Source organism: Microcoleus sp. Pol11C2 (genome assembly GCF_036701505.1).
Taxonomy (GTDB): domain Bacteria; phylum Cyanobacteriota; class Cyanobacteriia; order Cyanobacteriales; family Microcoleaceae; genus Microcoleus.
This window is the reverse complement of the sequence record NZ_JAUBQX010000029.1, coordinates 71,087-83,244: the sequence shown is the minus strand read 5'-3', so window position 1 is coordinate 83,244 and position 12,158 is coordinate 71,087. Positions and strand designations below refer to the sequence as shown.

8 protein-coding genes are annotated in these 12,158 nt (G+C 47.8%); 6 read left to right on the top strand and 2 right to left on the bottom strand.

Annotated elements, in window-relative coordinates:
* Positions 1-307: 307 nt before the first annotated feature.
* Together QUA42_RS17460 and QUA42_RS17455 are read right to left on the bottom strand one after the other, a co-directional pair.
* A complete protein-coding gene (locus QUA42_RS17460; protein ID WP_333138598.1) occupies positions 308-1,519 on the bottom strand; it encodes a flavin monoamine oxidase family protein in 1,212 nt (403 codons plus the stop codon).
* Between the two features lie 202 nt (positions 1,520-1,721).
* Positions 1,722-4,832, bottom strand: a complete 3,111-nt coding sequence (locus QUA42_RS17455; protein WP_333138596.1) for a BTAD domain-containing putative transcriptional regulator — start codon at positions 4,830-4,832, stop codon at positions 1,722-1,724.
* Between the two features lie 401 nt (positions 4,833-5,233).
* Here QUA42_RS17455 and QUA42_RS17450 point away from each other — a divergent pair, with 401 nt between their 5' ends.
* The 6 genes from QUA42_RS17450 (at position 5,234) to QUA42_RS17425 (ending at position 12,089) form a co-directional block, all read left to right on the top strand.
* The gene (locus QUA42_RS17450; protein WP_333138594.1) at positions 5,234-6,082 is read left to right on the top strand and encodes an SMP-30/gluconolactonase/LRE family protein; all 849 of its coding nucleotides are present in this window, start codon (positions 5,234-5,236) and stop codon (positions 6,080-6,082) included.
* A gap of 124 nt (positions 6,083-6,206) precedes the next feature.
* A complete protein-coding gene (locus QUA42_RS17445) occupies positions 6,207-7,934 on the top strand; it encodes a hypothetical protein (RefSeq protein WP_333138592.1) in 1,728 nt (575 codons plus the stop codon).
* Positions 7,935-8,252: 318 nt separating this feature from the next.
* Entirely contained in the window at positions 8,253-9,713 is a 1,461-nt protein-coding gene (locus tag QUA42_RS17440) for a DUF1565 domain-containing protein (RefSeq protein WP_333138590.1), read from the top strand.
* Positions 9,714-10,042: 329 nt separating this feature from the next.
* Entirely contained in the window at positions 10,043-10,378 is a 336-nt protein-coding gene (psb28, locus tag QUA42_RS17435; protein WP_333061896.1) for a photosystem II reaction center protein Psb28, read from the top strand.
* Positions 10,379-10,461: 83 nt separating this feature from the next.
* Positions 10,462-10,968 carry a MogA/MoaB family molybdenum cofactor biosynthesis protein gene (locus QUA42_RS17430; RefSeq protein WP_333138588.1) on the top strand — a complete coding sequence of 169 codons (507 nt, stop codon included), beginning with the start codon at positions 10,462-10,464 and terminating at the stop codon, positions 10,966-10,968.
* A gap of 260 nt (positions 10,969-11,228) precedes the next feature.
* Positions 11,229-12,089, top strand: a complete 861-nt coding sequence (locus QUA42_RS17425) for a methylated-DNA--[protein]-cysteine S-methyltransferase (RefSeq protein ID WP_333138586.1) — start codon at positions 11,229-11,231, stop codon at positions 12,087-12,089.
* Positions 12,090-12,158 lie beyond the last annotated feature (69 nt).

The following is a 12,158-nucleotide window of genomic DNA, read 5'->3' as shown; positions in this document are numbered from 1 at the left end:
AATACGTCAATATACTTACACACAGAAAATTATTTAGGATTGTTTATAAATATAGAAAATCATTTAGGATTGCTATAATTAGTAATGACTGTTGACTGTTAACTGTTGACTGTTAACTAATGACTCATGACTAATTGTAGCGATTGAGGATTTTCCACACTCTCACCCCAATTTTTTCAGCGCCTCGCAATGGACAAAGTGAGCGAGTTGTCACCCCCCCAGCATAAACGTGGGCAAAGTCTGCTCTACGCTGGCATTTTCAGCCAATCTGTAAATGATAGTGCGATCGCACAAAAATATCAGAAAATTAACTTCTTGCCTGATGGATCTCTTGAGCAGTCCTCAATCCAGATGCTAATGCGCCCTGCATCCATCCCCTCGTAGTAGAAGTGTGTTCTCCAGCAAAATAGACTTTACCTTCCGACTTTCCAAGTTCATCAAAAAACCTTTTTTCTTGCTCTTCAGTCGGGTATGCCCAACCTGACCTCGACCAAGGATCTTTAGCCCAAGAATAACTGGTCATCTTGCCCTGAGAAGCACTTACACCAGGGAGAATCTTTTCCCATCGCTGTAATAATTGAGGCAATTGTTGCTCTGGGGCGAGGGCATCCATAGCCAGGGCATTTTCCCCTTTCAGATAAGCTTCCAAAATACCTGTTTTTCCAGGAAAATCCCAACTGGGTTGCCACAGTTCTTCAGGACGATCTTCAAACAAACCCCAACCATTCAATCCTTCTTTTTCCCAGAATCGTTCGGAGAATTCAACAAACATTCGTGTCGCTGCGCGATAGTTATAACCCCCAGCGATAGCAAGCTGTTTTTGAGGTGATAGTGGAGGCTGAAAGTTGATCTGTCCCAAGACTGGCAAGGGAAGAGTACATACTACACAGTCTCCAGTGTATTGCTGTCCTGATTGGCACAAGACTTGAACCCCTGAAGAACTTTGTTCAATGCGAGTAACTGCCGATCCTAGACGAATTTTATCAACTAGAGCGGTAGCAAATGCTTGTGGCAATCGATCTGAACCTTGAGCAATTTTAGCAACTTTTGATAGGTCTCCACCCGGTATAATTTTAGCTAAATCATCAGCAGAAATCAGAATACGTTGCCCATTTTTCACAGTAATGTAAAGCCCATCTGGTGGTAAAAAACGCTTAACAGTCAAACCAAAATGTTGAGCATAGCCAAGTGTTAAATCGTGATCGGATGGAATTCTTGCTGCTCCTGCTTCTACAAAATGATTATCACTAAAATTGCCTCGCAAGGTCAAAACTCTCCCTCCTACTCGCTCGCGGGCTTCTAAAACTGTTACTGTATGTCCTGCTGCTGCTAACTCGTAAGCGGCAACCAAACCAGACAACCCGGCTCCAACGACGACGATCGCTTTCTGAGAGGATAGTCCTTTCTCTAATGCTCCTGGAGTTCGGGAGTTTTGGGCTTTAACTTGAGCATGGGCTATTGCTGCACCAAACGTTACAGCGCTACTTAATAGAAATTGACGGCGATTCATTTTAAACATAGCGGTCTAGCCAATAATTACAGTAATACTAAAGGTTTTGCCTAATTTAGCAAAAAAAGAGGAATATGAAGCAATTATCAAACAAGCTGAAGAGTTTAAAAAATTAGATGAGCGATATGAATAAAAGTAAAGTTCCCTGTGATGAACACCATCTCTAATTGCAGTTCGCTACAACTAATGACTAATGACTAATAACTAATGACTAAATCTGTTCGATCGCCCGATCGACCTCGGTGCAAGCGCGGAAACTCAGCGCGGTTCGATCGATCCGATCGCGGTGCGATTCAAACCGCGCGATCGCCCCTTCTCGATCGCCCAAAGCTAAAGCACCCTGAATCAAAATTGCCCAAGCCAGAGCAATCTCGCTGGGATGATCGACCGTCTGAGCAGCTTCTAAAGCAGCTTCAGCGCGGGCTGTTGCCAAAACGAGCCGATCGCACTCTAAATCCACTTGAGCGGCCCCAATCAGCACGTAAGACAGCATCCGTTTGGCATCCACCTGCTGCAAAGTGGCGATCGCGCGATCCAAAGCAGCATCGGCTCCAGTTTGCTGAAGCTGATAGTTTGCTAAAGCTAAAAGTGCCTGGGCGATCGCACCTTCACTGCCTTCGCCTTTAATTTTGGCGGAGACGATCGCCATTTCCTGACAATAAGGCAAGGCCGCCGCCGGATCGCCCGCTTCCAGTTCCGTCATCGCCAAATAGCTGAGGTTATAACACTCGCACCACCGATCCTGCTGGGCCGCAGCTAATCGCCACGCCTGTTGCCACAAAATTCGCGCTTGGGCATAGTTCCCGTGATGGCGCTGTACAGCCCCCAAGCCTTGGCCAATTCCGATGTTATTCAAGCCAACTCTCGCCGCCAGAGACTCCGCCTCTAGCAACAATGCTTCTGCCCGCGTCATTTCCCGTCCAATTTCAGCCAAGCAAGACCCGCTATATGCCAGCAATCGCACGGCAGTAGCTGGACTGGATGCCCGACTTGCCTCTGCTGCCCGCAGCGAATGTTGGTGAACGTTGGCGAAGTTGCTGCGATCGAAATGTAGGATCACCAATGCCTCAAGTCCCGTGGCTTCTGCTTCTTCTAAACCTAGAGCATTGGCTTCATCGATTAAGCGGTGCACCTCGCTGTCGAGTTGAGAAACTCGATCGCCAGTAACGCCTGCGATCGCGCTAACCCGCAGCAATTTTAAATGCAATTGAATGCGAGTGCGATCGTCAAGTCCTTGACACTGCTCAATCCCAAGCTGAGCTAGGTCGGACGCCTCCGTGTACGCAAACAATTTCAGGCAGCGTTCGGCGGCACAGAAGGCGCTAGACGCGGCTAATCCGCGATCGCCCCCCAGCGCTGCGTGACGGGCAATATCGCCAGCCCATGCGCCGTCTGGTGTGGAGAGTTGATTCAATTTATGGGCAATTTGCAAATGTATCAAATGGCGACGCGGTTGTGACAACTGCCGGTAGACAGCCTGACGCACAATATCGTGAGCAAAGTCATAGCCCATTTCGTCACCGAGAGAGGCGCTGGGACGGATAATGGTTTGTTGTTCTAGCTGTTCGATCGCCATCAGCAATTTCGGCAGCGGATAGTCTGCCACATGAGCCACCGCTGTCGGTTTGAAGCTCCGCCCCAATGCAGCGGCCCAAGGCAAAAATTCGCGAGCCATGTCATCCAATTGGTTGAGGCGATCGCGGATCAAAGCCTCTAAATTATCAGCATGAGTAGACCGATCCTGGGACAATGCCCGGGCAACTTCCAGCGCAAACAGGGGATTCCCGCCACTATCGATAAATACGCGATCGACCGCTTCTGGAGATAGTTCTAACGGATTAACCGCTTGCTGTCTGCGAATCAATTCAGCCGTTTGTTGTCGATCGAAAGGATGCAATTCCAGCGTTAGCAGCCGTCGCTCTCGTCTGAGTGCCTGCATCACCCGCGAGATGCCCGCATTCTCCTCTAGTTCCCTGGAACGCCCGGTGCAGGCGAATAAAATCGGCTTATGACTCAACAAGCGGATCGCGTAGTGCAGCAATGCCGATGAGGCTTCATCGATCCACTGAATGTCATCCAGAATGACGATTAACGCAGCCTCACTGGCAGATTGAGCCAGCAATTTTACCACCGCATCAAACAAATGACTGCGATCGGGCGGAGCTTTTCCAGCTTGAGCGAGCTCTGGGAGCAAGAAACCTAGCTCCGGCGGAATGTTAAGGGCGGGGGGAATCGCGAGCGATCGCAGCGCATCGATCCAGATGCCGTAGGGTCGCACCATCTCGGCCGCAAATCCGCGTCCCCACAGCACTTGCACCGCCTGTGCCGTCGCTCGCAGCTCCTCCAGCAAGCGAGTTTTGCCGATTCCGGGTTCGCCCGCGAGCAAGAGCACTGGCGATGCCTCAGCATGAGCGTTCGCGCCGCAGTTCCCAAGCAGTATGGGGTTGGCCCACTGCTGAATCGATGCCCATTCGCGATCGCGTCCCACTAGAGGCGACAAAGCCAAAGGCGAGGGAAACAAAGTCGTTTGGGGCGGCCCAGCGGAGTGAGAGGATGGTTGAATGTCGGGCGCTGCGTCTTCCAGCAACAGTTGCTCGTAGAGCTTGCGAGTGCTCGCACTCGGATCTATTCCTAGTTCCTCGCGCAGCAAAGTCATGCAGCGGTGGTACACTTGCAGTGCATTGGCGCGATCGCCGTTCAAATGGTGCGATCGCATCAAAGCTGCGTAGCTGGTTTCGTGCAACGGATCGATCTCCAGTAAGCGCTGTGCAGAGCGGATTGCAGCCCGATAATCACCCTGAGCTTCCGACAGGCGAGTCAGAGATTCGAGCGCATGAAGCAATTTCTGTCGCAGGTGTTCGCGCTCTGGAAAAATCCACTCATCCTCACAACTCGGCAGCAAATCACCGCCGTAAAGTGCGATCGCTTGCTCCCAGGCTGTTCTGGCACCGTTAACATCTGCGGCTCGTTCCGCTGCTTCTGCGGCGGCGAATGCCCGTTCAAACTCAGCCACATCCAGCACGAAAGGCGCATGGGGATTCCATTGCAGGGTTTTGGCATCCGCCAGCAGGTAGCGATCGGCATCGGGGAGTCCCTGACGCAGGTGATGCAATTCCCGGCGCAAGTTGGTGCGAGCTTGGGCCTCCGTTGAATCGGCCCAGAATTGAAAGGCAAGCCGCTGACGGGTTTGCGGGATATCGCGGTGCAGTACCAGGTAAGCCAACAAAGCTTGCGGGCGCTCTGCGGTGACACCGACAACGGGCTTGTCTGCACAGGAAAGGCAGAATCCGCCTAGTAGTTTGATATCTAAGGTAGAAAGCATATAGCTAGATATTATTTGTGATTTTAATCCATGCTCCGGCGTGTCAACTTCAGGAATGTCAGCAGGTGGCGATCGCTAATTGAAATGACATTGCTATACTATGTTATCCGCGCTGCAGTCTGTTGGAAGCCACAATTTTGTATTCTTAATATAAATGTAATATAGGTACGGTATGATCGCTTTTACTACGACTCTCACTCAATGCAATTAACAAGGCAAACATGATCGCCAAAATTGCTACCTTCAGCCTCTTGTTTATAGTTTTGACTCTAGCCTTCAGCAACACGCTTTTCAAAAATCATCTGTTAAAACCTTTCAAGGACAGCAATTTGTCCAACCAGTTAACATCTGATTTGACCAACTTGACCGCCCAAACGGAAAGCCAGGACAAAAAAAATACCATGCAACGTATTCTCGATGACAGCGCGAAATTAGAAAAACTAGCTGGGGATTTCCAATTTATAGAAGGCCCGATTTGGCATCCAGACGGCTTTTTGCTGTTCAGCGATATTCCCGCCAATATTATCTATAAATTCGCCTCAAATCAGCAAGTTGAGATATTTCGCAGGCCTTCGGGAAAAGCCAACGGGAATACTTTAGACCAAGAAAACCGCTTACTTACTGCCGAACACGAAAATCGCCGCGTATCGCGCACAGAAAAGGACGGCAAAGTTATCACATTGGCGGATAGATACGAGGGAAAAAGGCTCAATAGCCCGAACGATTTGGTCGTTAAATCCGACGGCAGCATTTATTTTACCGATCCGTCCTACGGTGTTAGTAAAGACCAGGAAGAATTGGGCTTTTATGGTGTTTACAGGCTGGCACCCGACGGGAAATTAACTCTGCTGGTTAAGGATTTGGTGCTGCCGAATGGCATTGCCTTTTCACCAGACGAGCAAAAGCTTTATGTTAACAATTCGGAAGCGGGATACATTGCTGTTTTTGATGTGAAACCGGACGGAACTGTGACCAACCAGCGGCTTTTTGCGGAGTTAAAAGATGCCGCTACTAAAGGCGGAGTTCCCGACGGTTTAAAAGTTGATTTAGAGGGGAATGTTTACAGCACCGGGCCGGGGGGAGTGTGGATTTTATCGCCGGATGGCAACCTTTTGGGGAGGATTTCTGTACCTGAGACGGCGACTAATTTGGCTTGGGGAGAAAGCGATCGCAAAACGCTTTATATTACGGCAAATACAAGTCTGTATCGGATTCGCCTTAAAATTGCGGGTGTGCGGCCTGGAAAATGATCTAAAATCGGGCGAAGTTGAAAGTAAAGCAGTTTTTATTAGGGGTAATTGACCGGGCATGATATAATCGTAGGTTTGAGAATCAGTCATTCCCGATTCTTTAATCTCGAATCTCAAATCTCTAATGGTATTAATAGCTCGGTTGCACAAATTTCTAACTGCTACAGTCGATCGCAAATCCCGATCGCACACAATATTTTGGTTGACTTTGAGCTTGACATTTGCTGCACTTTATGCGGTTTTAGGACTCAAGCAAGCCTTCAGGGCCGAGTATATGGTGCAAGACGATGCGAGGCAGCACGTTTTCTGGATGATGCGGTTTGTCGATCCTGAATTATTCCCCAACGATTTCATTGCTAATTACTTTCAATCAGTCGCCCCCGCAGGATACAGCACGCTCTACAAATTAGCCGCAACAGTTGGCATTCATCCGCTATTTTTTCACAAAATATTGCCGCTATTTCTCGCGTTAATCTCGACTTATTACTGTTTTAGTCTTTGCCTAGAAATGCTGCCAGTGCCGATGACTGGATTTATTGCATCTTTGCTGTTAAATCAGCATATGTGGATGACTGACGATTTGGCTTCTACAACGCCAAGAGCTTTTATCTATCCGATATTTCTGGGTTTTTTATATTATTTGTCGCGCAGTTCGTTGCTGCCTTGTTTGGGGGCGATCGCCCTTATCGGACTATTCTATCCTCCTTACGCCTTGGTTGCTGCCGGAATTTTAGTTTTGCGCCTGCTATGCTGGAAAAACGGCGGTTTGCGCTTGTCGGGCGATCGAACTAATTACCTATTTTGCACTACAGGTTTGGGAGTAATCTTTTTAGTAATGCTGCCCTATGCCTTAGATAACTCTGAATTTGGCCCAACTTATACCGCAGCAGAAGCAAAGCAAATGGCCGAATTTGCACCAGACGGCAGAAATGCTTTTTTTCGTCCAAACCCCAAAGATTATTGGTTGACAGGGCGGGGCAGCGGAATGTTTCCCAAGTCGCTGTTTACGCCTGTAACTCACTGTGTCGGGCTGTTATTTCCGCTGCTGCTGTTTTTGCGATCGGCTTTTCCCTTAGCAAATCAGATTCAAAGCAAAATCTGGCTTTTGCTTCAGCTATTTTTAGCATCCTCGGCGATGTTTTTTGCGGCTCACGCTACCATTTTTAAGCTGTATCAACCGGGTCGCTATACTGCCTACAGCTTGCGATTTATTGTTGTGTTGATAACTGCGATCGCCCTCACTTTAATTATCGATGGAGTCGGTCATTGGGCATTAAAAACCGCAACAACATTTGATGTAAAAAATCTAGTTGCACTAATTACGACAGCGATTATCGCTGTCGCAGTGGTGCTTTATCCCTGCTTGGCAAAAAAATTTCCCACAGTCGGGTATATAGAAGGTAAAAAGCCGGCTTTGTACAAATTTTTTCAGCAACAACCTAAAGATATCTTGATTGCTTCAATCGCGCCAGAGACTGACCATTTGCCAACATTTAGTCAGCGTTCAGTTTTGGTTGCAAAGGAATATGCAGTGCCTTATCAGAAAGGCTACTACAGCAAATATCAACAGCGACTTAACGATTTAATTCGCGCTCAATACACTCCCGATAGATCTGTAGTGCAAAATTTTATTAATCAATATGGAGTTGATTTTTGGATGCTCGATCGCAATGCTTTTACTCTTCAGTATATAAAGGATGATGGCTGGCTAAATCAATTTGATTCTACACCCGAGGCGAGCCTTTCTCTAGAACAAGGGAAAATTCCAGCCTTAGCTTCAGCAATGACAAGTTGTGCGGTTTTCCAGAATGAACTTGTAGTCGTTTTGGATGCGTCTTGTATTGTGAAATAGGCTGAGATTTCAGACGATGCAGAGCCTCGGGCTAGGCATTCATAGCCTAGCTTTGAAACTATCAAAAACCGGGTTTCTTGACTCAAAACTCGGTGGTTAGGTTGAACGGAAGGCCAAAAAAATATTTCATATCCTCAAATTAGTAGTTTAGTGATTTGTAGGGGCAATCCCCTTGCGGTTGCAACTCCTGATGGGTGATATTGCGGATATCGTGCAATTAAATAATCTCCTCAAAGGTGAATATAGATCCGGGGTCTGCTTGGTAGACAATGAAAATTCCACAAAAGCTCGATCGCCAATTATCTCTTTAACAAAAACATGGCAACACTTTACGTCAACCCGCAAATAGGCAGTGATGCCGCAGCCGGCACCCAATCGGCCCCATTCAAAACTATAGCCCGCGCGATCGCCCGCGCTGCATCGGGAAGCACTATTCAGTTAGCACCGGGAACTTACAGCGCTGCTAGTGGCGAAAAATTCCCCTTGGAAATTCCCTCGGGAGTAAAAGTTATTGGCAATGAAACTAACAAAGGTAGAGGCATTCTGATTCAAGGCAGCGGCAAATTTGTCAGTCCCACCGCTGCGGGCCAAAATATCACGATACTGCTAGCAACTAATTCGGAATTGTGCGGAGTAACTGTTACTAATCTCGATAGTGGCGGCACGGGAGTCTGGATTGAGTCAACTTCTCCGACTGTGGCTAACTGCACTTTCACACTTTGTAAGAGCGAAGGCGTTTTTGCCACGGGAACTGCTAATCCTGCGATTCTCGACAACATATTTGTGGAAAACTCAGCCGCTGGGGTGATTATGGCGGGAACTGCTAAAGGAGCAATACGGCGCAATATTTTTCAAAAGACGGGTTTCGGCATTTCTCTGCAAGCTCAGTCGGCTCCTTTGATTGTTGATAACCAAATTTTGGAAAATCGCTCCGGTATCGTTTTAGCGGGGGAATCTCAGCCGGTTTTACGCAAGAATCGCATTGAAAAAAATACCGAAGACGGTTTGACTGCGGTGGGGAAGTCGCTCCCAGATATTGGTACTGCTCAAGATTTGGGCGGCAATATTTTTCAGAATAACGGTGGATTAGACTTGCAAAACGCGACTGGGGTTAAGATTTCTGCGGTGGGAAATCAGCTCAATTCTTCGCGGGTAAAAGGTTTATTTGATTTGGGCAATGTGACACCAACTCCGACTCCTGGCAAGCTACAGTTTAGCGACATCAGCACGCATTGGGCGAAGGATTTTATCGATCGCTTGGCAAAGATGAATATTGTTAGCGGGTTTCCCAACGGCACTTTTCAACCTTATGAGATTGTAACTAGAGCTCAGTATGCGGCTATGCTGGCGAAGGCGTTTGAATTGGTGCCGCGCCGTGAGGCGACGGTTTTTAAGGATGTGGCGGCGGATTTTTGGGCCAAGGGAGCGATCGACCAAGCTAATCGAGCTGGCTTTTTGGCTGGATATCCAGACAGCACGTTTCGCCCGGAGCAGAATTTGACTAGAGTTCAGGCGATCGTATCTTTGGTAAACGGCTTGCAGTTGGCGGGCGGCAACCCCAATTCTTTGAGCGTTTATGTCGATCGAGCTCAGATTCCCAGTTTTGCCACCGACGAGATAGCAACCGCCACAGAGCGCAAAATCGTGGTCAACTATCCCGCGCGCGAAAAGCTTTCCCCCGCCCACGACATCACCCGCGGCGAGATATCCGCCCTCATCTACCAAACTCTGGTAGCCACAAAGCGGTCTGAGCCCATTAACTCTCCCTACATCATCTAAGGGAATTGGGAGACAAGAGAGAGGATAACTTGGGGTACAAAGAACTCACATCTTGCACCCTTCTCGATTAACACGCTTTCCGGCCTGTTCCACAAAGAGTAGATTTTCTTGTGGGGTGGGTAGGAGAGCCCGCTCTGAAAGGATTATTGACGATGGTGCAATATCTCAGAAGTACCAACCCCTCTCCCCTTTCTCTTGTCTCCGATTTCCCCATTCTGCCCCCCTCTCACCCACTGCCACTCTCCCAAGTCTTGATTTGCGAGTACCCGAATCGTTTTATGATTAAACATTAAGAAATTAAGCAATCCTTAAGGTTCGACTGTCAAATTATGGCTAAAATTCAATTTTCTCGGGGTATAGACGAAGATGCTGTGCCCGAAGTGCGCCTAACCCGTTCTAAAACGGGAGCTCAAGGCACTGCCACGTTTATCTTTGAAAATCCCAAAGCTCTCAGCAGCACCAGTACCGAAGACATTACTGGAATGTACATGATCGACGAAGAAGGCGAACTCCTCACTCGCGAGGTTAAGGCTAAGTTCATCAACGGTCAGCCTGCAGGTTTGGAAGCTCTTTATCTAATGAGAAGTCCCGCAGAATGGGATCGATTTATGCGTTTTATGGAACGCTACTCGGAATCAAACGGCTTAGGATTTAGCAAGGCATAATGGGTAGTTGGTAATTGGTAATTGGTAATTGGTAGTTAGCCGATCGCCGGTTGCCGGTTGCCGATTGCTTAGAAGAAGAAACTATGACGCAAATTCCTCACCCCGACTTATCTAAAATAACCGTAAACTGCGCTATCATTACTGTTAGCGACACCCGCTCGGCGGAAACAGACAATAGTGGCTTGTTAACTAAGAAGCTGCTAAAAGATGCGGGTCACTCTGTGGTAGCTTACACTGTTGTTAAAGATGATGCGGCCAAAATTGTATTGCAAATGCAGGCTTTTTCCCAGCGTGAAGATGTGGATGCAATCATTTTTAACGGCGGCACGGGCATCGCTCCCCGAGATACGACCTATGATGTGATGGAGAGTTTGCTTGACAGGATTTTACCAGGATTTGGGGAAATATTTCGGTTTTTGAGCTATCAAGAAATTGGTTCGAGGGCGATCGCCTCTCGCGCAGTTGCAGGCGTGTATAAAGGCAAGTTAGTCTTTTCTCTTCCGGGCTCTAGCAATGGCGTGAAACTAGCTGTGGAAAAGCTAATTTTACCTGAATTAGTTCACTTGGTGACGCAGTTGCGCGGAGGGTGAGAGCGAAAGTTCGGTTAATGGACTGACAATCAAGAAATTTGGTTAGAAGTCGCCCGAGGCATCCGTAGAGCGAGAAAAAAGCTCGCTCATCCTCATCGCCAGCCCCCGGGTTTAGCAGTGAGCTCGCTTTCTTCAATCTAAAATCTCCAATCTCAAATCGACTGACTGCATTCACCGCAAGAAACGGGTGGCTTTGAGCCTACTCTATGGCTAAAGTAAGGAAACATCAAAATTCCCTCGATTTAGACTAGATGATTTCGATGCAGAATGCGAGTGTCTATGCTAGCGAAGATTATCACCGGATTGCTCGGGCGATCGCCTTTATGCGACAACACCACCTAAACCAGCCGAATCTGGCAACTGTGGCCCAGCACATAGGACTGAGTGAATATCATTTTCAACGGCTATTTACTCAATGGGCCGGCATTAGCCCCAAGCGGTTTTTGCAATATCTGACAGTTGAATATGCCAAGTCAAAAATCACTCATACTAAAAGCCTTCTAGACCTGACATTGGACGTGAGGCTATCGAGTCCAGGACGATTGCACGATTTATTTGTGAACTTAGAAGCAATGTCACCAGGGGAGTTCAAAACAGGCGGAGCTGGTTTACAAATTCGCTATGGCATTCATGATACCCCCTTTGGCACATCTCTAATCGCGACAACTGCCCGTGGTATTTGTAATCTTTATTTCTTGGAGACAACAGACGAACAAACCGCCGCACAAAGACTGCGATTGGAATGGAAAAACGCTGAAATCATTCGTGATGAGCAAGCCACTCAATCATTGCGTGACCTGATTTTCAATTCAGAAACTCTCAGCGAGCAAAAACCACTAACGCTCTTGGTAAAAGGCACTAACTTTCAGATTCAAGTTTGGCGAGCACTTTTGAAATTGCCATTTGGTGCGATCGCCACCTATCAAACTATAGCTCAAATGGTAGCACGCCCAACTGCTGCTAGAGCTGTAGGAAATGCGATCGGTAACAATCCGATCGGCTATCTAATTCCATGTCACCGAGTAATTCGAGAATCTGGAGAACTTGGTGGCTATGGCTGGGGAATAGAGCGTAAAACAGTCATGTTAGGTTGGGAAGCTAGCCGTACAATCTGCGATTGATTATCCTTTTGGTTTGTTTGCGCGGCAATTATGAACCGCCCGGTAGGGAAAGCCTAAATAGCCTTCTCG

Excerpts from the sequence above, each read along its gene's own strand:
- QUA42_RS17460 (WP_333138598.1), bottom strand. The coding sequence starts at position 1,519 with ATGTTTAAAATGAATCGCCGTCAATTTCTATTAAGTAGCGCTGTAACG.
- QUA42_RS17455 (WP_333138596.1), bottom strand. The coding sequence starts at position 4,832 with ATGCTTTCTACCTTAGATATCAAACTACTAGGCGGATTCTGCCTTTCC.
- QUA42_RS17450 (WP_333138594.1), top strand. The coding sequence starts at position 5,234 with ATGCAACGTATTCTCGATGACAGCGCGAAATTAGAAAAACTAGCTGGG.
- QUA42_RS17445 (WP_333138592.1), top strand. The coding sequence starts at position 6,207 with ATGGTATTAATAGCTCGGTTGCACAAATTTCTAACTGCTACAGTCGAT.
- QUA42_RS17440 (WP_333138590.1), top strand. The coding sequence starts at position 8,253 with ATGGCAACACTTTACGTCAACCCGCAAATAGGCAGTGATGCCGCAGCC.
- psb28 (WP_333061896.1), top strand. The coding sequence starts at position 10,043 with ATGGCTAAAATTCAATTTTCTCGGGGTATAGACGAAGATGCTGTGCCC.
- QUA42_RS17430 (WP_333138588.1), top strand. The coding sequence starts at position 10,462 with ATGACGCAAATTCCTCACCCCGACTTATCTAAAATAACCGTAAACTGC.
- QUA42_RS17425 (WP_333138586.1), top strand. The coding sequence starts at position 11,229 with ATGCAGAATGCGAGTGTCTATGCTAGCGAAGATTATCACCGGATTGCT.